The 20,663-nt window shown below is 63.0% G+C and carries 20 protein-coding genes; 10 read left to right on the top strand and 10 right to left on the bottom strand.

The features are described 5' to 3' along the window. Positions 1-7 precede the first annotated feature (7 nt). A complete protein-coding gene (flhB, locus tag B4F51_RS23125) occupies positions 8-1,171 on the bottom strand; it encodes a flagellar type III secretion system protein FlhB (RefSeq protein WP_296229092.1) in 1,164 nt (387 codons plus the stop codon). 297 nt (positions 1,172-1,468) lie between these two features. After that, positions 1,469-2,284: a nitrous oxide reductase accessory protein NosL gene (locus B4F51_RS23120; RefSeq protein ID WP_296229091.1), complete on the bottom strand. Its 816-nt coding sequence runs from the start codon at positions 2,282-2,284 to the stop codon at positions 1,469-1,471. A gap of 274 nt (positions 2,285-2,558) precedes the next feature. On the opposite strand from B4F51_RS23120, the gene B4F51_RS23115 reads away from it, so the two are divergent. The 9 genes from B4F51_RS23115 (at position 2,559) to B4F51_RS23075 (ending at position 12,620) form a co-directional block, all read left to right on the top strand. Then, positions 2,559-3,644 (top strand): FAD:protein FMN transferase, encoded by a 1,086-nt coding sequence (locus B4F51_RS23115; protein WP_296229090.1) that lies wholly within the window; start codon positions 2,559-2,561, stop codon positions 3,642-3,644. Positions 3,645-3,864: 220 nt separating this feature from the next. Then, positions 3,865-5,820 carry a TAT-dependent nitrous-oxide reductase gene (gene nosZ, locus B4F51_RS23110; protein WP_296229088.1) on the top strand — a complete coding sequence of 652 codons (1,956 nt, stop codon included), beginning with the start codon at positions 3,865-3,867 and terminating at the stop codon, positions 5,818-5,820. Between the two features lie 16 nt (positions 5,821-5,836). Further along, a complete protein-coding gene (locus tag B4F51_RS23105; RefSeq protein WP_296229086.1) occupies positions 5,837-8,455 on the top strand; it encodes a 4Fe-4S binding protein in 2,619 nt (872 codons plus the stop codon). Next, positions 8,443-9,705, top strand: a complete 1,263-nt coding sequence (locus tag B4F51_RS23100; RefSeq protein WP_296229084.1) for a nitrous oxide reductase family maturation protein NosD — start codon at positions 8,443-8,445, stop codon at positions 9,703-9,705. Before B4F51_RS23105 ends, B4F51_RS23100 begins: the two co-directional genes overlap by 13 nt. Then, entirely contained in the window at positions 9,698-10,606 is a 909-nt protein-coding gene (locus B4F51_RS23095) for an ABC transporter ATP-binding protein (protein ID WP_296229082.1), read from the top strand. Before B4F51_RS23100 ends, B4F51_RS23095 begins: the two co-directional genes overlap by 8 nt. Before the next feature lie 8 nt (positions 10,607-10,614). Next, positions 10,615-11,442 carry an ABC transporter permease gene (locus tag B4F51_RS23090; RefSeq protein WP_296229080.1) on the top strand — a complete coding sequence of 276 codons (828 nt, stop codon included), beginning with the start codon at positions 10,615-10,617 and terminating at the stop codon, positions 11,440-11,442. After that, a complete protein-coding gene (locus B4F51_RS23085) occupies positions 11,439-11,978 on the top strand; it encodes a nitrous oxide reductase accessory protein NosL (protein ID WP_296229078.1) in 540 nt (179 codons plus the stop codon). Before B4F51_RS23090 ends, B4F51_RS23085 begins: the two co-directional genes overlap by 4 nt. Positions 11,979-11,997: 19 nt before the next feature. After that, positions 11,998-12,267, top strand: a complete 270-nt coding sequence (locus B4F51_RS23080) for a hypothetical protein (protein ID WP_296229076.1) — start codon at positions 11,998-12,000, stop codon at positions 12,265-12,267. Positions 12,268-12,269: 2 nt separating this feature from the next. Then, positions 12,270-12,620: a hypothetical protein gene (locus B4F51_RS23075; protein ID WP_296229075.1), complete on the top strand. Its 351-nt coding sequence runs from the start codon at positions 12,270-12,272 to the stop codon at positions 12,618-12,620. A gap of 51 nt (positions 12,621-12,671) precedes the next feature. Here B4F51_RS23075 and B4F51_RS23070 read toward each other — a convergent pair whose 3' ends face one another. Together B4F51_RS23070 and B4F51_RS23065 are read right to left on the bottom strand one after the other, a co-directional pair. Next, positions 12,672-13,046, bottom strand: a complete 375-nt coding sequence (locus B4F51_RS23070; RefSeq protein WP_296229074.1) for a c-type cytochrome — start codon at positions 13,044-13,046, stop codon at positions 12,672-12,674. Positions 13,047-13,405: 359 nt separating this feature from the next. After that, positions 13,406-13,642 (bottom strand): hypothetical protein, encoded by a 237-nt coding sequence (locus B4F51_RS23065; protein ID WP_296229148.1) that lies wholly within the window; start codon positions 13,640-13,642, stop codon positions 13,406-13,408. Between B4F51_RS23065 and B4F51_RS23060 the strand changes: the two genes are divergently transcribed. Further along, positions 13,563-14,474 carry an acyltransferase gene (locus B4F51_RS23060; RefSeq protein ID WP_296229073.1) on the top strand — a complete coding sequence of 304 codons (912 nt, stop codon included), beginning with the start codon at positions 13,563-13,565 and terminating at the stop codon, positions 14,472-14,474. The two genes, B4F51_RS23065 and B4F51_RS23060, sit on opposite strands and share 80 nt — an antisense overlap. A 100-nt stretch (positions 14,475-14,574) precedes the next feature. On the opposite strand, the gene cheZ is transcribed toward B4F51_RS23060, so the two are convergent. The 6 genes from cheZ to B4F51_RS23030 form a co-directional block, all read right to left on the bottom strand. Next, a complete protein-coding gene (cheZ, locus tag B4F51_RS23055; RefSeq protein WP_296229072.1) occupies positions 14,575-15,246 on the bottom strand; it encodes a protein phosphatase CheZ in 672 nt (223 codons plus the stop codon). Next, positions 15,246-15,650, bottom strand: coding sequence for a chemotaxis response regulator CheY (gene cheY, locus B4F51_RS23050; RefSeq protein ID WP_296229071.1), 405 nt, complete (start codon positions 15,648-15,650; stop codon positions 15,246-15,248). Before cheY ends, cheZ begins: the two co-directional genes overlap by 1 nt. Positions 15,651-15,799: 149 nt before the next feature. Beyond that, on the bottom strand, positions 15,800-16,939 hold the full coding sequence (locus tag B4F51_RS23045) for a protein-glutamate methylesterase/protein-glutamine glutaminase (RefSeq protein WP_296229070.1): 1,140 nt from the start codon (positions 16,937-16,939) through the stop codon (positions 15,800-15,802). 29 nt (positions 16,940-16,968) lie between these two features. After that, positions 16,969-17,586 carry a chemoreceptor glutamine deamidase CheD gene (gene cheD / locus B4F51_RS23040; protein WP_296229146.1) on the bottom strand — a complete coding sequence of 206 codons (618 nt, stop codon included), beginning with the start codon at positions 17,584-17,586 and terminating at the stop codon, positions 16,969-16,971. 92 nt (positions 17,587-17,678) lie between these two features. Beyond that, complete coding sequence (locus tag B4F51_RS23035; protein ID WP_296229069.1) at positions 17,679-18,560, bottom strand: CheR family methyltransferase; 882 nt, start codon at positions 18,558-18,560, stop codon at positions 17,679-17,681. Positions 18,561-18,686: 126 nt separating this feature from the next. Beyond that, a complete protein-coding gene (locus B4F51_RS23030) occupies positions 18,687-20,618 on the bottom strand; it encodes a methyl-accepting chemotaxis protein (RefSeq protein WP_296229068.1) in 1,932 nt (643 codons plus the stop codon). Positions 20,619-20,663 lie beyond the last annotated feature (45 nt).

Below are 20,663 nucleotides of genomic sequence, written 5' to 3'. Positions count from 1 at the left end.
TGCCTGTTTACAGATCAACCGGCTCGTCTTCCGGGCCCGGCTGTGGCCCCGGGTCCATATCGGCCGGCACCGGCAAATCGGTCGGGCGCTTCGGGGCGCGGCCGCCCACCTGGTGCATGCGACGCAACTGGTAGACGTAGGCCAGGACCTCTGCCACGGCAGCGTACAGCGCCTCGGGAATCTGGTGGCCAATCTCGGTGTGGCGGTACAGCGCCCGCGCCAGCGGCGGCGCTTCCAGGATGGGGATCTTGTGCTCGGTGCCCAGTTCGCGGATTTTGGCCGCCACCAGGTCGGCGCCTTTGGCCAGCACGCGCGGCGCACCGCCCTCTTTCTCGGAATAGCGCAACGCCACCGCGTAGTGCGTCGGGTTGGTGACGATCACATCGGCCTTGGGCACGTCGGCCATCATGCGGCGCTGGGCCACCTGGCGCTGCATGGCGCGGATGCGGCCCTTGAGCTGCGGGTCGCCTTCGGACTCGCGGTGCTCCTTGCGCACTTCTTCCTTGGTCATGCGGTGTTTGCGGGCGTATTGCCACAGCGCCAGGGGAACATCCACCGCAGCCACCAGCAGCATCACCGCGGCCATCCAGAGGAAGGCCACGCCGGCGACGTGCATGGTGTCACGCATGGCGGTGCTCAGGCTCTGCTGGGGAAGCTCGATGAAATCCGCCCGGTAATGCAGGATCAGCCCCCAGCCGACGCCGCCAAGCAGCAGCAGCTTGAGCAGCAGCCGGGGCAGTTCAAGCAGCCCTTCTACCGAGAACATGCGCTTGAGGCCCTGTAGCTTGAATGGGCGCGTGATGTCCGGCTCCAGCGGCTTGAACGAGATCGCCCCGCGCGTAAGGGCCAGCGGCGTGAGCGCCGCCAGAATCAGCATCAGCACCAGCCCGCCAAGCGCAACGGCCAGCGGCGTGAACTGCGCCCCCACGTAGATCCATTGGTCTTGCGCGCGGGTGTAGTCGTAACGGTGGAACTCCAGGCAGCGCGCCAGAAACGATGACGCAGCGCGCACGATCGACTCGCCCATCACCCACAGCCCGCCCGCGCTGACCGCCAGCAGGGCGAACGAACCCAATTCCCGTGATCTGGGAAAGTCGCCTTCCTCGCGCGCCTGCTCGAGGCGCCTCGGTGAGGCGGGTTCGGTTTTCTCGAGATCGCTATCGTCGGACATGCCGGATGTGCGAGGGATGGATGAACGCTCACATTATCCGGCCCCGATCAGCCCATCGAAACGCAAAGAAGACGCCTTGAAAGCACGCTTATCGAAAAAAAGCCGACACAAACAGTGTCGGCTGACCGACGCTGCGCGGGACTGGCCCCCTCAGCGCCTGCTGATGGATGTCTACGGCATTCGACAGTTGCGCGCCAGCCCCGTGGTGGCACGGGCTCCCGAACCGTGATCAGCGCGCACGTGCGAGACACCAGGTTTGCGATATTGGCCCATGGCTGCGCAGACACACCGGACACCCTAACCCCGGTCTGCCGCGCGATGCACGCGGTGCGGCTCAAAATCCTGCAACCGTTCGGCCGTGATATCCGCCGGACGCACCACCACGCCACCATTTCGCGCGATGAACTGCTGCGCGTCCGCCAGATTCCGAAACGCTGGAAGATTGCCGCGCCGCATCGGTCCCAGAACCGCCGACCCCCACACATAAACAGCCTGCTGTGCCGGAACCCATCCGCCGTCTCCCGTGGCATGCACGTAGCTGGCGGCAACCTCCGCGGCCTGTCGCCCTGGTGCGTAGCGCTGCAGGTTTCGCAGGTAGATGAACAGGCTCATGGGCGAATCGAAGAAGTACGCATCGCCGTTGGCAAAAATGAGTTGCGCCGCCCACTCAGGAGCGCGAGATGGAAACACCCCACAGACGGGGCAACGCGCGCTGGCGGGAATGGGACGCGGGGCATGTGGATGCAGTCCGGACCGCGGATCGTAAGGCACGGCCGGCGCGACAAAGCAGATCTCCTCAGGCAACTGCGGCTCGGCCCGACGGTCTGCACGTCCCACAAACCACCAAAGGGACCAGAGAGTCGCAAGCAAGGCGGCCAGCGCCAGCATCGGGCGGCGCGTCGTCATAACCCGCTCCATCCACCGGCGCTGATGCCGCGGGCAAAGACGGTTCTGGACAGAAGATGACAGCGGCGAATCACAAGTGAAAGCTCCATGGGAGGCGAGCAGGTGCGGCTCTCCCACCAACAAGAAACGGAACGACGACACCATCGGCGTGGCATGGCCGAATCCATCGGCAGTCGCAGCGCCAGCCAACGCCAGGATGTCGAGCATATCGGCGATGCCAATCTTCTAAATTGATCGATGGCATGAATTGATGTTGCCCATTTTTAAATCGGCCTTTTTTCCGGCATTTGCGTTTCCCATTTCTGCATAGCAAAAAAAACGCCAAAAAAATACCCGACATTGCATTGTGGATAAAAAATGCATCCGCAATACTTGATTTGCATCAATTCTAGCCACGGGCATTTCGGTCAATTGATGCGCATCAATCTGTGTTGCAGGCATAGCGCTACCATCGGCCGCTTCTGACACGTGCGGTGAAATCTTGAACCGTTGCACTCTGCCCCACCGTGGAATCCTGCCGAGTATCGGGCTCGCCGGCCCGGCGCACACGCTGCGCTGGACCGCCAGTCCGGCCGCGAGCGCACCGCCCGCGCGGTATCGATATGCCTTCGAAGGCCACACGATGGGCACGACATATCACGTGCGGCTCGCGCTTCCATCGATTGATGACACGGCATTGCTCGATGCGGCGCGTGCAGCCGTGGATGCGGCTGTCCAGGCTGTTGATCAACGCATGTCGACGTATCGGGCCGACTCGGAACTGTCGCAACTGAACCGGTATGCGGGCGGGCGCCCCTTCGCGTTGTCCGCCGATACGATCAGCGTATTGCAGATGGCGAGATCGGTGAGCCTCGCAACGGATGGTGCGTTCGATGTCACTGCCGGGAGCTTCGTCAATCTGTGGGGCTTCGGGCCGGAAAAGGCTCAACGTGTGGCAACGTCGCGAGAGCTGGCGATGCTCAGGAGCGCGGTCGGCACCGGCGCGCTGGAAATCGACGCGCGCACGCGCACCGCCACGAAAGCCAACCCTCGCGTCTACACCGATCTATCGGCCATCGCCAAGGGTTTTGGCGTGGACCAGGCGGCCATCGCGCTTGACGCGCTTGGCATCGCTGATTTCATGGTCGAGGTGGGCGGAGAAGTGCGCGCCAAGGGCCGGCGCCATGATGGGCGCGCGTGGCAAATCGGTATTGAAGAGCCTCAGCGGGGGCTGCCGCGCCGTGCACGATTCGTCGTGCCATTGCGCGATCTGGCCATGGCGACGTCAGGCGATTACCGCATCTGCTTTGAGCAGGATGGGCAGCATTACTCACACGAGATCGATCCACGTACAGGCCACCCAATTGCCAATGGCCTGACCTCCGTCACCGTGGCCGCGTCGCAGTGTGCGATTGCCGACGCATACGCCACGGCGCTGATTGTGTTGGGCCCCGAACGCGGCCTTGAGGTTGCCGAGCAACTCGGGCTGGCCGCCTACTTCATCCTGCGCGATGCCGATGGCCGCCATCAAGACCGTATGACAACCGCGTTTTCTGCGCTGGGCGGCCGCCCTGCCACATCAACCTGATCCGCACTGCAACCCGCACAAAGCGCAACCTTATCGCCACATTCATTCATATCTGAATAGCCTTATAAAGAATAGGTTATTCCAATTTTCAACGGTCAATTGAATAAGGCTCGTTGCGATTCAATTCGAATTGATGGGTTTCCACTGACCTTTGATTGCTGTCAATAGCGAAAATTTGCGGTTTGTTAATGTGGTTTCCAATTCTGAGGGAGCGTAAGAGATGAGCCTATCCAACAATGATTTTGAGAATCCGATTCCGGTGAGCCCGACACGACGCAGCTTTCTGAACCGGACGGCAGCGGGTCTGGTCGGCGTGGGCCTGTCCGCCGGCCTGGCAGCCTGCAACAAAGGCACGGACAAGGACGCGCCTGCGGCAGCGGCTCCGGCGGATGGCAAAGCGAGCGCAGCCGGCGGCGTCGACTACAGCAAGTACGAAGTGCCGCCCGGCCAGCTGGACACGTACTACGCGTTCTCCAGCGGCGGCCACTCGGGTGAGGTTCGCATCTACGGTCTGCCCTCGGGGCGCTGCTTCAAGCGCATACCCGTCTTCAACATCGATTGCCTGGTGGGCTGGGGCATCACCAACGAATCGAAGAAGATCATGGGCACCAATCCGGACGGAACGCTCAAGTACTGGACCGGTGATACCCACCACGTGCATCCGTCCTATACCGACGGCACGTACGACGGGAAATACATCTTCGTCAACGATAAGATCCACAGCCGGCTCGCCCGGGTGCGCATGGACACGATGGAATGCGACAAGATTGTCGAATTGCCGAACGTGCAGGGCTTCCACGGCGTCTTCCCTGACAAGCGGGACCCGGTGGATGACAAGATCAATCACACCACCCGAGTGTTCTGCGGCAACGAGTTTCACATTCCGCAGCCCAATGACGGCCGCGATCTGAACGACCCGAAGAAATATTTCTGCCTGTTCACCTGCGTGGACGCGGAGACGATGGAGCCCCGCTGGCAGGTCAAGGTCGACGGCAACATGGACCTGGTGGCCACGTCTTATGACGGCAAGCTCGCCGCTTCCAACCAGTACAACACCGAAGGCGGTGTGCATTACGAAGAGATGATGTCCGCCGAGCGCGACGCGTGCGTCTTCTTCAACGTTGCACGGATCGAAGCCGCGGTCAAAGCCGGCAAGACCTTCACCATCGGCACCTCGAAAGTCCCTGTCGTCGATGGCACCAAAGCCGCCAACACCGACCCGAAGACCGCGCTGACCTGCTATGTGCCCGTGCCCAAGAACCCGCACGGCGTGAATGCCAGCCCGGACGGCAAGTACTACGCCTGTTCCGGCAAGCTGTCGCCGACGGCAACGCTGATCGAACACGACCTCGTGTTGAAGTGGTTCAACGGCGAACTCAAGGAGCCTCGCGACTGCGTCGTCGCCGAACCCGAGATCGGCCTCGGCCCGCTGCACACCGGTTTTGACAACCGCGGCAATGCCTATACCACGCTGTTCCTCGACAGCCAGATCGTCAAATGGAACCTCGAAGCGGCGATCAAGGCGTTCAAGGGCGACAAGACCGCCGTGCCGGTGGTGGACCGCATCGACGTCAATTACCAGCCGGGCCACGGTTTCACCTCGATGGGCGAAACCAAGGAACCGGATGGCAAGTTCTTCATTTCGGACAACAAGTTCTCGAAAGACCGGTTCCTGCCGGTCGGCCCGCTGCACCCGGAAACAGCGCAGCTCATCGACATCTCCGGCGACAAGATGAAGCTCGTGGCAGACCATGCGGTCTATTCCGAGCCGCACGACTCGATCGTCATCCGCCGCGACATCATCAAGACGCGTCAGGTCTACAACATCGATGAGTTCCCGAACGCGGTGAAAGACCCGAAGGAGTGCCGCGTCGAACGCAAGGGCAAGCAGGTGACGGTCTACCTAACCTCGCAGGCACCTGCCTTTGGCTTGCGCGAGTTCACCGTGAAGAAGGGCGATGAGGTAACGATCATCCTCACCAACCTGGACAAGGTGGAGGACTTGACCCACGGCTTCGCCATCCCGAAGTACAACATCAACTTCATCGTGAACCCGCAGGAAACCAAGTCGGTCACCTTCAAGGCCGACAAGCCAGGGGTCTACTGGTGCTACTGCACCAACTTCTGCCACGCGCTGCACCTGGAAATGCGCTCGCGCATGCTTGTTGAGGCATAAGGGAGAAGGCGGACGTATGAAACACCTGTTCTCACGATTGGCGGTGATTGCCGCCACTTGTGCGATGGACACGTCCGCGCTGGCGGGCATCAGCGGCATGGCTTATGAGGCGCCGCTGCCCGCCGGTTTATCGACCGACCCGAACCTGTGCGCAATGGTGCCCTGCACGGATGTGCTGCCAGGCGCCAGCAGCTTCTCACCGCGTAAGGGACACCCCCCCTACGTGGAGGGCTATCGCGACGTGGCCGGCAAACGCCAACTGGTCGGCTACGCGTTCCTGTCTACCGACATCGTTGACATGCCCGGCTATTCGGGCAAACCCATCGTTACGCTGATGGGTATGGACGCGCACGGCGTGATCACGGGCGTCAAGGTATTGCGACACTCCGAGCCGATCCTTCTGCTGGGCATTCCAGAAACCCAACTGACACACTTCACCGCGCAGTACATCGGCAAGTTCGTCGGGGGGAGCATCGAGATCGGCAAATCCCACGCAGTGAGCGAGGGCGCCGTCGAACTCGACGCGATCAGTGGCGCGACCGTGACGGTGATGTCCGAGAATCAGGTCATTCTGCGCAGCGGCAAGGCCGCGGCCGAACAGGCCGGAATCATCACTCCCAAACGGCGCGCCCAGGCGAAATTTACGCAGGCAAGTCAGCCCCTGAGCTGGAAGGCGCTGCTGGATCAAGGCGCTGTGCAGCGCCTGACCGTGCACCCCGAAGATGTTGGGCTGCAGGCCAACGGCCAGCCTTACGTGGATATGGTGTTCGGTGACGTCAGTGCACCTGTCGTAGGGCGCAGCATCCTGGGCGATGCGAATTACGCATCGCTCATGTCGAGCCTGAAAGCCGGCGAACACGCGATCTTCATCGCGTCGAACGGCACGGAGAGTTTCAAAGGTTCCGGCTTCGTGCGCGGGGGCATCTTCGACCGCATCCAGGTCGCCCAGGATACCGACACCTTCACCTTCCGGGACCTTGATTACCAGAACCTCTACGGCATCCGCGCAACCGGTGCGCCGGACTATCGCGAGTCAGGCATCTTCATCATCCGCAGCCCGGGGTTTTCGTCGGCGTATCCGTGGAAGCTGGTGTTCCTGGCCAACAAGTTGGACGCGGAAACCGGCGCAAAGACTTTCACAAGCTTCGACCAGGAATACTGGCTCCCGGCGGATGAGCTGGTTGGCGGGCGGCCGCAGTACGACCGCCCCGCTCCGCCCTGGCTGCAGATCTGGAAGGCGCGCGCCGTCGAGATCGGCCTGTTCGCCCTCCTGTTGATTGGCGCGGGCGCGGTGTACGCGTGTCGCGACACGCTGGTGCGCCGCTCCAGGCGCAAGGACAAGCGCTGGGTCTCCTGGCCCAAGTACGCGCTGTGGACCACGAGCATTGGCTTCGCTGGATTCCATCTCATGGCGCAGCCGTCCATCACGCAGGTGCTGACATGGTTCCACGCCATTCTCTTCAAGTGGCGGTGGGATCTGTTCCTGTCCGATCCGTTCATCTTCCTGTTCTGGTGGTTCATCATCATCAGCGTGTTCTTCTGGGGCCGCGGCATGTTCTGCGGTTGGCTGTGCCCCTACGGCTCGCTGAGTGAGATCCTCTACAAGGTGGGGGGCAAACTTGGCCTTGCGCGCTTCCAGTTCCCGTTGCCCAAGGCGCTGCACGACAAGCTCAAGTGGATCAAATACGGTGTGTTTGCCGGCCTGCTCGGGATGTCGTTCTACTCGATGGGCACCGCCGAGAAGCTGGCGGAGATCGAGCCGTTCAAGACCACGTTCCTGGTCGGCGTCTGGAACCGGACGTGGCCCTTCGTCACGTTCTGGAGCGTGCTGGCTGTCGCCGCCCTGTTCATCGAGCGGCCATTCTGCAAATACCTGTGCCCGCTGGGCGCCTCGCTCGCCATCCCTTCAACGTTCCGGTGGTGGGGTCTCAAGCGCAAGCAAGAGTGCGGCCCGTGCCGCGCCTGCGAGGCTGGCTGCGGATCGCAAGCCATCGGACGCGACGGCAAGATCGACCAGCGCGAATGCCTGCTGTGCCTGGATTGCATGGTCATGTATTACGACGATCATGCGTGCCCTCCGCTGGTCAAGGAGCGCAAGCACCGCACGAGCGCCGGCTTGAAACTGACACCGATCGGCGCCGACGGCTACTACATTCCGATCCAGCCGGTGCCAAGCGCGCCGCCCAAACCCATCGCGCCGGCGCCGGCTTCGCTGCCGCCACCACCTGTGGGCATCCTCGCCCGGTTGCGTCGTGAGCTGACCGACCACCTCTTCCCCTGGAACCGGCAATTCCTCAGCCACCCGTTGTTCTTCCGTGCCGCCGGCATTGGCCTGGCCGTGCTGGTCACCTGGGCGTGGCTGCTCGGTGCGGGCGGCAGGCTTGGCCAGGGGATCGTGCTGGGTTGGTGGCTGGCCTGGTCCGCCTACGAACTTGTGATGCGCATGGCGTGCAAGCCCTATGTGAAGGAAGGCGCGTGGTGGGGTTACAAGCTGCGCACGGCCTCCTGGGCCGACATGGCAGCCTATGTCGGCATGAAGAACCTGCTGATTGGCGCAGGACTCTTCCTTGCCATGAAGGCGGTGGGCGTGCTGCCGGCGCTGCAAACCTTGCCCCAACTGAAATGGCTGTACTGAACCGCCTCTTCTGCGCGATCTCGGCACTGCTGGTCTGCACTGCGGCCTGCGGTGCAGAGGTTCGCGTGCATGCCGGCAGTTCGATTTCGCAGGCGGTCACGCTCGCGCATGCAGGGGACACCCTCGTCATCGAGCGCGGGCGGTATCAAGGCCCGGTCCGGATCGACAAACCACTGGCCCTGGTAGGCATCGACCGCCCCACCATCAGCGGCGGCCTTGTCGGCGACGTGATCCGCGTCACGTCGCCGGACGTCACGATCGATGGCCTGATCGTCAGCGACAGCGGCGACGACCTCGGCGCGCAGAACGCCGGCATCTACATCCAACCCGGCGCCGATCGCGCCACGGTCAGACACTGCGAGCTCACCTACAACCTGTTCGGCCTGTGGATCGAGGGCGTGAAGGATGTGCGCATCGTGGGCAACGTGATTGCCGGCAAGCGCGATTACCCTTCCGCCCAGCGCGGCAACGGCATCCAGCTCTACAACACGACGGGTGCGCAGCTCGACGGCAACGAGATCAGTTTTTCGCGTGACGGCATCTATGTCGATGTCTCGCACCACGCACTGTTTCGTGCCAACCGCATTCACAACGTGCGCTATGGCACGCACTACATGAACTCCAACGACAACGTGTGGGAGGGCAACGAGTCCTACCACAACCGCGGCGGCCTGGCGCTCATGATGACGCGCCGCCAGATCGTGCGCGGCAACCGCGCCTGGGGCAACACCGACCACGGCATCATGCTGCGCACCATCCAGGATTCGGTCATTGAAGACAACGTCGTGTCCGGAAACCTGCGCGGCTTCTTCGTCTACGACGCCGAATACAACGTGCTAAGCAACAACCTCGTCATCGGCAATACGGTCGGCATGCACGTATGGGCCGGGTCCATTCACAACAAAGTGGACGGTAACGATTTCATCGATAACCAGGAACAGGTGCGCTACGTTGCCACACGCGACGAGCCCTGGGGCGGGCGCAGCGGCAACTACTGGAGCAACTATGCCGGATGGGACCGCAACGGCGACGGCCGTGGCGACGTGCCCTATCGCGCAAGCGATCTGATGGACCGGCTGTTGTGGCGCTTTCCGAGCGCCAAGCTGCTGCTCAATAGCCCCGCGGTACAGACGTTGAAGCTGATCTCGGAGCAATTCCCGCTGCTGCGCTCGCCCAGTGTGGTCGACGCCAGCCCCCGCATGCGTCCACGGGGCAATGATTGGCGCGCGTGGGTGAACAAGCATGATTGAAGCGAGGCAACTGGTGAAGCGCTACGGCGAGATCGAAGCCGTGGCGGACGTGAGCCTGACGGTGCATTCTGGCGAGCTGTTCGGCCTGATCGGCCACAACGGCGCAGGCAAGAGCACGTTGTTCAAGATGCTCCTGGGCCTGGAGGCGCCCACCGCGGGTGACGTGCGCATCGGGGGCCAGCCCATGCGCGGTGGCACCTTCCGGTCGGTGCGGCGCAACGTTGGCTATCTGCCGGAAAACGTGGTGTTCTACGACAACCTGACTGGCCAGGAAACGCTGGAATTCTTCGCTGCGCTCAAGCGCGCGCCGCGAACGGATTGCGCTCGCGTGCTCGAACGCGTGGGGCTGACCCATGCCGCAAACCGCCGCGTGCGCGGCTACTCCAAGGGCATGCGCCAGCGCCTGGGTTTCGCCCAGGCCCTGCTCGGCCAGCCCACACTCCTGTTCCTTGACGAGCCCACCAACGGCCTGGACCCGCAGGGGATTCGCGACTTCTATCGCACCCTGGGCGAACTGCAGGCGCAGGGCGTGACCATCGTGCTGACCTCGCACATCCTGTCGGAAATCCAGGAGCGCGTGGGCCGCCTGGCGATCATGAAAAACGGACGCGTGCATGCGCAGGGCACGGTGCAATCATTGCGCGAATCGATGGCCCTGCCGCTGTGGTTCGACCTGCGGCTGACGGGCGGCCCTGAACATGCCGAGCCCGCCCTGCGGCGCGCGCTCGCGGCCGCGCCAGGATGCGAACTACACATGGATGGATCGCGCGCCACGGTGCTGTGCCCACGGCAGGCGAAGATGCCATTGCTGCAATCCCTATCCACGCTCGGCGCGACACTTGCCGACCTGCAATTGCGCGAACCCTCGCTCGAGGACGTGCTCCTTGGCCAACCTGCTTGAGGCCGCCCATGCAATTGACGCTCGAACCCCGGCAGATCGGCATCGTCATCGCCAAGGAATTCCACGACCGCATCCGTAACCGATGGGTGCTGGCCGTGACCACCGTATTGACGGCGTTTGCGCTGGTGATCGCCTACTTCGGCGCGGCACAGCAAGGCGAAGTCGGGCTGCGCGGCATGGAAGTCACGATCGCCAGCCTGGTCAGCCTGGTGATTTATCTCGTACCGCTGATTGCGTTGATTCTCGGCTTTGACGCGATCGTGGGCGAGCGCGAACGCGGCTCGCTGGACCTGCTGCTTTCCATGCCGCTCACCCGTGTCGAATTGCTGCTTGGCAAATACCTCGGCCTGGCGGCCGCGCTTGCGTGTTCCACGGTCGTCGGCTTTGGGGTGGTCGGGATACTGTTGGCCGTGAAGCTACCACTCGCGGCCATGTATCACTACGCCGGCTTCATGCTCAGTTCGGTGCTGCTGGGCATGGCCTTCCTGAGCCTGGCCCTGTTGGTGTCCGTCGTCGCCGCCGACCGCACGCGCGCAAGCGGTGTCGCCATCGCGCTGTGGTTCTTCTTCGTGCTGGTATTCGATCTGCTGCTTCTCGGGGCACTGATCGCCACGGGCGGAAAGCTGGGATCGGACGCCCTGCCCTACCTGATGCTGCTGAATCCGGCAGACATTTTCCGCATCCTCAATATCTTCAGCTTTGACGAAGTCCGAACACTCTACGGTCTGGCGACCGTATTCCCCGAGCGCATGGCCGACCCGCTCGTGCTCGGCTCCCTCATGACCGCCTGGATCGTCGCCCCGCTCGCCGTGGCCGCATGGAGATTCCGCAAATGAAACCCACCCTGCAACCTTCCGTATCCACTCTGCGCCGCCGTGTGCGCACAGCCCTGTTCGCTACCGCAATCGTCCTGGCCGGTTGCCAAAGCGCCACCTCCACGCCTGATCCGGTCGAACTCACTCGCGACACACCCTGCAGCCTCGACGGCATGACGGTGGCCGACTTCCCCGGCCCGAAGGCGCAGATTCTGTATGACAAAGGCGGCCCCGACTTCTTCTGCGACACCATCGAGCTGTTCTCGATCGTGCTGCGCCCCGAACAACAGCGACACATGCTCGCCATGTACGTGCAAGACATGGCCAAGACAGACTGGAACACGCCGCAGGGCCACTGGATCGACGCCCGCACCGCGTTCTACGTGGTCGGATCGAAGGCGCGCGGATCGATGGGCGCCACATTTGCGTCCTTTGCCACGCAGGCCGATGCCGACGCCTTCGCCATGCATCAAGGCGGCAAGGTTTACAAGTTCAATGAAATTACGCCCCAAATGGCGCAGCTCGACGGTGGCGTACTGAAAGACCACCAGATGTAACCGCCCCAGAGAACACGAAATGATCGATTACTTTGCCAATCTACCGCCCGATGATGCTGTTCAGATGGAGCAGCTCAGCCGCCTGTCCTACGAGTTGCGGGAAATCCGGCGCAAGCTGCTCGAACCCTATGGGGTGAACGACGAAGGTGATCTGCTGGCGCGTATCGCGGCGGCGGACTTGCCGGAGCATCCGGCCTATGAGCATTACCTCGGCTCACTCGCGCTTGCTACCGCCAGGCAAGACGTCACCGCTGAACTGAAGGCGCTGCTGGCGCGCATGGGAGGCTGATCATGCACCACCTCGATCTCAAAGAGGCACTGGAAGCGCACTACGGTGCGGTGTTGGCTGAACCCCCGACGCTGTGCCAGGACGCCTTGCTGGTCTCGCTCAACAACGGCGTTCTGCTCGAGCTGCGTTACCCCGCTGCGTCGGAATACGCGATCGCGTGGCGCTGGGGCGATGCGCAATTACGCATCGACACCGCGCCGCTGCATCGCACCCTTGCCACCTTCCCGAACCATCTGCACGATGCGTCGGACGTACTGCGCGAAGATCGCCTGACCCACCCGAGCGCGGAGCCCTGGGCCAACGTGCGCGCCGTGATTGATGCCGTGCTGGTCGACCCGCTGTTGCAAGCATAAACAAACGGCGCTCACCAGGAGCGCCGTCATACCTGCCCGAGGGCGATGTCGTTACGTCGCTTTCGACGTCATGTAATCCACCCCCGCCTTCACGTCGTCATCGCTGAGCGATGCGTTGCCGCCTTTCGCGGGCATCGTACCCTTGCTGCCCGTGAAGCCGTGCAGCGCGTGATCGTAAAGGGTGTCCTTGCCCTGCGCGATGCGAGGGGCCCAATCGTCCTTCGATTTGAACATCGGCGCGCCGCCGGCACCGGTGCCGTGGCACATCGCACAGGTGGACTTATAGACCTTCTCTCCCTTCTCGACACCGCCGGCGGCGGCCTGCGTTGCTTGCGCCGGTGCGGGCGCTGCAGCCACAGTTGCAGAGGGCGCAGCGACGGTGGAGGCTGCCGAAGCAGTTTCGTTTTTGCTGCATGCCGTCAGCAAGGTGAACCCCACAAGGGCAGCAATGGTGATAGGTCGTATGAGCACGTCGATACCTCAAATCAAAAGGAGTGAGAACAGTGGCGCCAAGAGGCCATGACCATGGTAGGAATGAATGCCGCTTCAAGCCTTGACGCCAATCAGGGCAAGGCTTTGTGAGCCGTTATAAGGTGCAAACGTCCCTACGGCGGGCAGGGAAATACCATTGGGATATCACGGCTCTTGGCATCCTTCTGATCGCCTGCAAGATCCGCCCAGGTCGTGTCATCGCCGCAAGTTGCCACGCCGCCGCGCATGCCGTCACCATCAGCGTCGCGAGCCATCGAGCAAGGCAGAATGTTCGACGCCGATGCTTCGAGGCATCATGTTTCCTGATGCAGGCCAAGGCATCGCGACAACGTCTGCACGACACTGTTGGTCATGCCTAATATCAACCCATCCCGGTCCAGACGCGCCATCGTGCCCTCGATATCCGAACCCACGCGGCCTTCATCGCCGCCGCCTACGCCAAACACACCGTTGATCCGCTCGCTACAGGCCTGCGGATTGGGACTGCTCAGTCTGCTCTTGCTGGCACTCAACACCGTGTTCTGGAGCATGCCGCTGTTCCTGCTCGCCTTGTTCAAGCTGCTTGTGCCGGCGGCAGCGGTACGGCGGCGGATCGACCCGCTGCTCAATCGCATCGCCACAAGCTGGATCAGTTGCAACGACGTGTGGATCGGCCTACTGCAACGCGAGCCCTGGAGCGTGGAAGGCGTCAGTGATTTGCGCTACGCCGGCTGGTACCTCGTCAACTGCAACCACCGCTCCTGGGTCGATATCTTCGTGCTGCAGCGCGTGTTGAACCGGCGCATACCGCTGCTGAAGTTCTTCCTCAAGCAGCAGTTGATCTATGTACCTGTGATCGGACTGGCTTGGTGGGCACTGGATTTTCCGTTCATGCGCAGGCACTCGCGCTCGACATTGCGCAAGCATCCGGAACTGCGCGATCAAGATCGCGATACCACGCGGCGCGCCTGCGCCAAGTTTGCCCACGTGCCCACCAGCGTCATGAATTTTGCAGAGGGCACGCGCTACACCGCGGCCAAGCATCGGGAGCAGTCGTCACCATACCGCCATCTGCTCAAGCCGAAGGCTGGGGCGATGGCCCTGGCGCTCAACGCCATGGGCGAACAATTCCAGGCGCTGCTGGACGTCAGCATTGCCTATCCGGATGGCACGCCCAGCTTCTGGACGCTGGCGAGCGGCCGGGCTGGCCGCGTGATGGTGCACATCCGCGAACTGCCCATCCCAGCCGGCCTCTGCGCGGGCGACTACACCGCCGATGCGGCGTTCCGCAGCGAGTTTCACCGCTGGCTTGCGCAGCTTTGGGAGGAAAAGGATGCGCAGATCGAAGCCATGCTGGCCCAAGCCGCGCTAGGGAACCACTGAGGCACGTCGACCAGACACGGCCGCCCGCCTGTGGCGGACCAAGTGGACAAATGCCGGTGCCCGCGCCAAGCGAGGGCGCAGGGCCCGCAGCAATGCAGATTTAGAACCCCAGGCTTTCCAGCAGGTCGTCGACCTGTTCCTGGTTGGCGACCACGTCCGGATGATCCGGATTGATCTGCGGGCCGTTGAGCAGCGTCGACCCCACTTCCACGCGCAGATGTTCCGGCGCATTGTCGAGCAGGATGCCGACAAGCTGGCTCTCGATGAGCTGGACAACATCCAGCACCTTCTTGATCACCTGGCCGGTCAGGTCCTGGAAATCCTGGGCCATCAGGATTTCCATGAGCTGCTGGTTCGTGTCGCGCGTCTTTTGCGGGACGCTGCGCAGGAAGCCGTTGGTCTGGCCGACCAGATCGCGAATTTCTTCATCACCCAGTTGGCGGTCCATCCACGATTGCCAGCGGGTAACGAGCGCCTCGGCGTCGGATTCGAGTGCATCCTGCACGGGGCGGGCCGCGTCAATGGCGTTGAGCACGCGGGTGGCCGCCTGCTCGGTCATGTTGGCGATGTAGTTCAGGCGGTCGCGCGCATCGGGGATGGCCGACGCAGCCTTCTCCACACCCTTGTCCAGGCCCAGCTCGCGCATGCTCTCGCGCAGCATGCGCGTGAGATGCCCAATGCGCTGGAGCATTTCCGGCATGTCGGCCGGGTTGACGCTTTCGGCTGCGCTCGCGAGGGCGCCAGGGTGAGCACCATCATGCATTTCGCTCATTACGCCCCCGCTTTTTCCATCTTCTCGAAGATCTTGCCCAGCTTCTCGTCCAGCGTGGCGGCGGTAAACGGCTTGACCACATAGCCGTTGGCGCCGGCCTGGGCAGCGGCAATGATGTTTTCCTTCTTGGCTTCGGCCGTCACCATCAGCACGGGCAGCTTGCTGATGATGGGGTTGGCATCGGCGCGGATGCTCTGCAGCATCTGCAGGCCATCCATGTTCGGCATGTTCCAGTCCGAAATCACGAAATCGAACCGGCCCTCCTTGACCTTGGCCAGGCCGGCAGCACCGTCTTCGGCCTCGTCGACGTTGGAAAAACCGAGTTCCTTGAGCAGGTTACGCACGATCCGGCGCATCGTCGGGAAATCGTCGACGACGAGGAATCGGAACTGGCTCTTGTCCATGGACACAATCTCCGCAAACTAACTGAATTGGGGGGTTTCGGGACTACCTTGGCAGTGTTATCGGCGCCTGGAGCCGTTTCTTGAGCGCTGGAACGCCGCAGGGCGCCCAACTGCTGCGCCCCGCAACCACCGGACCTGCACGTTATACGTTACACACGAGTCACACGACCATGGGCCGACAGCTTGGCCAGCACGTGCGGGCCGATCTGCGACAGCGGCAGGACCTCGTGCACGCCGCCGTGGGCCACGGCTTCCTTGGGCATGCCGTAGACCACGCACGACGCCTCATCCTGAGCGACGTTATATGCACCTGCGTTGCGCATTTCCAGCATGCCGGCCGCGCCGTCCTTGCCCATGCCGGTCAGGATCACGCCCAGCGCGTTGGCGCCGGCGTTGCGCGCGGCAGAGCGGAACAGCACGTCCACCGCCGGGCGGTGACGGTTGACCGGCGGGCCCTGGTCCAGTTCGGTGACGTAGTTGGCGCCGCTGCGGCCCAGCGACAGGTGCATGTCGCCCGGGGCGATGTAGGCGTGGCCGGGCAGCACGCGCTCGCCGTGCACCGCCTCTTTCACGCGGATGCGGCACAGGCCGTCCAGCCGCTTGGCGAACGACGTGGTGAAGCCGGCCGGCATGTGCTGCACGATCAGGATGCCGGGGCAGTCGGGCGGCATCTCCAGCAGGAAATCCTTGATGGCCTCGGTGCCGCCGGTGGAAGCCCCCACGATGATGAGCTTTTCCGTCGACGAGAAATGGGTACGCGCGGGGGTGGCCAGAGCGGCCGGAGCACTCATATGCGGAGCTGTCCCGGGTTCTGCGCGAACATGTGCGGCGTGCGTCGGCGCAGGCGCGACGGCAGGTGCCGCTGTGCGGGGCCGAAGCTTGGCCCGGGCCGCCGCGCGGATCTTGTCGGCGATCTGGTCGGCGTATTCGTTCATGCCGTCGCGCATGCCCAGCTTGGGCTTGGCGACAAAGTCCACCGCGCCCAGCTCCAGCGCGCGCAGCGTGGCTTCGGAGCCGCGCTCGGTCAGCGACGAGATCATCACCACCGGCGTCGGGCGCAGGCGCATGAGCTTTTCCAGGAAGTCGAGGCCGTCCATCTTCGGCATTTCGACGTCCAGCGTGAGTACGTCCGGATGGGTCTGCTTGATCAGGTCGCGCGCGATGATCGGGTCCGGCGCCACGCCCACCACTTCCATATCGGGCTGGCTGTTGATGATTTCCTTCAGGATGCTGCGGATCAGTGCGGAATCGTCGATGCACAGCACCTGAATCTTGCGTTTGTCGTTCATGTTGGAAGCAAGTCTCAGGATTTACGGGATTACGTAAACAGTTGCAGGCGCGAAGTTGGCTTCGTCGCAATGGATTTCGACAGCTTGCTGGCGTATTGCGCTTCGCTGTCCAGGTCGGCCGCCGAGCCTTGGGAGCGCAACTTGCGCACCATGATCTGGCCGGTGGACGGCACGAAGTAGACCTTGCGCGGATGCACGTCAAACAGGTCCTTGGCCGCCACGGGCAGCCCTTCGTTGCGCAGGAATTCGAGCACGAACTTGCCGTTGCGCTCGCCCACGTCCAGCGTGCTCATGCCGGCCAGCACGGCCGCGCCGCCAAACACCTTGATCTCCAGGTGTTCGCGGCGCGCACCAGCCCTGTAGAGCTGGTTGAGCAGCACTTCCATGGCGTGCGTGCCGTAGCGCATGGAGGGCGAAAGGATCGACTCCCCCTCGTTGCGCGAAGGCAGCATGAAGTGGTTCATGCCACCGATGCCGAGAATCTTGTCACGTACGCAGGCCGACACGCACGAGCCGAGCACCGTCACCAGCATCAGGTCTTCGGTGGTGACGTAGTACTCGCCAGGCAGCACCTTCATGGCGCGGCGGCTGAAGGTGGTGTCGTAATACGCGTGCGTGCTGGCGGCTGACTGTGCGAGCGTGGCCATGGCACCTGCGCTCATGCCGCTATTGGCGCCGCCATCGTTGCGTGCCATGTCGGCCACGGATGAACGCGGCACGGCCTTCTTGCCGAATTCGATCATCGCGCCCCCGTCATCTTCGCGCGCACCTCGGGTGCGATTTCGTACACGGTCTTGCCCCGCAGCGACCATGCCTTGCTGACCTGCAGGAAGCTCTCCGAATGGCCGGCAAACAGCAGGCCGTCCGGCTTCATCACATCGACAAAGTGCTCCAGAATCTTGGCCTGCGTCGGCTTATCGAAATAGATCATCACGTTGCGGCAGAAGATCACGTCGAACTTTTGCGTGAGCGGCCAATCGCGGTCGAGCAGGTTGATCTGCCGAAAGTCGATCATGGCCTGCAGCTCAGGGCGCACGCGGGCATAGCCTTCCTGCTTGCCAGTACCGCGCAGGAAATACTTCTTGAGCCGGTCGGCAGACAACGCCGACACGCGCTCCATCGGGTAAATGCCGGCGCGGGCACGCGCGAGCGCGTTGGTATCCACGTCGGAGGCGACCACGCTCACCTGCCCCGGGTTCATCGTGCCGAAGGTCTCGGCCAGCGTAATGGCGATCGAATACGGCTCCTCACCCGTGGAAGACGCCGAGCACCACACCGAGAACGGCGTGCGCTTGCCCTTGGCGTGCTCGGCCAGAAGCGGAAAGTGATGCTGTTCGCGAAAGAACGCGGTCAGGTTGGTGGTGAGCGCGTTGGTGAAGGCTTCCCACTCGTCAGGCAAGTGGCCGTTCTCCAGCGCGTCGAGGTAATCGCGGAACGAGCCGAGGTTGACCACGCGCAGGCGGCGGGCCAGACGGCTGTAGACCATCTCGCTCTTGCGATCGGACAACGAGATGCCGACACGGCGATAGATCAGGCTGCGGATGCGGGCGAAATCTTCCGCCGTGAACGAAAACTCACGCGACGCGAGCGTCGGCGAAACTGGCGCCAAGGTTTGTGCCATGTATTGCTACCTCGTAACTACCCCGTAATTGCGCGGGTCTCGGTGCCCGCTTTCAGTCGATGGTGGGCACCGTTACCGCGAGTGCCACGCCTGGGTGCTGTATGTGATCCGGGCGAGGCGCAGGCGTCAGAACGTGCTCCATTCATCATCATCGGCAGAAGCGGCGGACAGCTTGAGGGCTGGCGCCGCAACAGCCATCGAAACGGCGGCGGCCACTGCAGGCACAGTCGTTGAATGTGCCTCATGCAGCTCTTTTTCGACTTGATCCGACGCAACGGCGGGCGCTTCGGCCGCAGTCGGTGCCTCGGCACCAGTCGGCACCGGCTTGGCCGACCGGTCCGATTTGCGCGAAGCAATCGCGCGGGCGACCGAACGGACGACCTCCGTCTTGCCCTCGGGGCGGACTTCGCTTCGCACCACCGGCTTGGCGACCTCGGCCGGCACATAAGAAGCCGCTTGCGCCGCATGTGCTGCAAGCTCGGCCGATGCGTCGGTGCGGAAAGACGACACGGCATTGCGCAGCAGTTGCGCCTGTTCCTCCAGCGACAGCGCGGCGGCGGCGGCCTGCTCGACCAGCGCGGCGTTCTGCTGCGTCACCTCGTCCATCTGGTTCACGGCCTGGTTGACCTGTTCAATGCCGGAACTTTGTTCGTCCGACGCGGCGGAAATCTCGCCCATGATGTCGGTCACGCGCTTGACGGCTACAACCACCTCGTTGATCACGCTGCCCGCCTCCGCCACCAGGGCCGAGCCGTTGCGCACGCGCCCCACGGAATCACCGATCAACTCCTTGATCTCCTTGGCGGCCGTGGCCGACCGCTGCGCCAGGCTGCGCACCTCGCCTGCCACGACGGCAAAGCCACGTCCCTGCTCGCCGGCGCGGGCCGCTTCCACCGCCGCATTCAGCGCCAGGATGTTGGTCTGAAAAGCAATCCCTTCGATCACGCCGATGATGTCCGCAATCTTCTTGCTGCTCGCGTCGATACCGGCCATGGTGTCGACCACGCGGCCCACCACCTCGCCGCCCTTGACCGCAATGCTCGACGCGTTGCCGGCAAGCTGACTGGCCTGGCGCGCGTTGTCGGCGTTCTGCTTCACGATGCTGGTCAGCTCTTCCATGCTGGAAGCCGTTTCCTCCAGCGAGCTGGCCTGCTCTTCCGTGCGTTGCGACAGATCCGCATTGCCGGCGGCAATCTGCTTGGTCGCGCTGGCAATGGAGTCAGCCGAGCTCTTGATATTGCTGATGGTGCCGGTCAAGTGCTGCTGCATCTGTGCCATCGCAAACAGCATGCTGTCGCGGTCGCCGGGGCGGGTCTGTACGTGCACGGCCAAGTCGCCGGCGGCGATGCGGCGGGCGATCTCGGCGGCGTACGAAGGCTCGCCACCCAACTGGCGCGACAGCCGGCGCGCGATCACCAGGCCCAGCACGATACCGATCAGCGCACCGGCACACGCGAGCACCATCATCACCAGGCGTGAGCGCTGCGCGTCTTCACGCGCCTTGACGGTGGATGCTGCGGACACCTCCTCCACGCGCTTGACCATCTTGTCGAGCGTTTTCTCAAACGCCGCCGTGTCGTCCAGCAGGCCGACGTTCTCGGCTGTGACGCGGCTGTCGAACTGGGTCGGGTCCAGGCCCTGTTTGTCCATCAGCGCAACGAAGTCATTCATGCGCTTGCTCCACACGGGGTAGATGGCCTCCACCTCGCGGATCATCTTCTTGCCTTCATCCGAGACGAACAGCGGGCGCACGTTGTCCACGCCGTCCTTCAGGTGCTGCATGCTGTCGCCGATCTGACCGCTGAGCGTCTTGCGCTCGGTGATGGTCGTGGCGATCAACAGCGCGGTCTGCGCGCGGCTGGCATGCGCCAGGCTGTTGGCGGCGCTGCCCATCTGCGTGATGGCACGCATCTGCTTCTGCGCCAGCTCTTCGCTGGCGTGGGTCAACTGCGTAATCGTGACGATGCCCAAACCACCGATGGCCGCGCCCATGGCGGCCACGATCAGGAATCCGCCAGTCAGAATTGTCGAGACCGGCAAGCGCTTGATCCAACCCATGTTGTCTACCCCTCTTCTTTTTTAGATGCCCCTATAGCCGGTATC

It is taken from the genome of Ralstonia sp. UBA689 (assembly GCF_002298975.1).
GTDB lineage: Bacteria > Pseudomonadota > Gammaproteobacteria > Burkholderiales > Burkholderiaceae > Ralstonia.
Note: the sequence above shows the minus strand (reverse complement) of the source record. Positions and strands in the feature narration are given on the sequence as shown.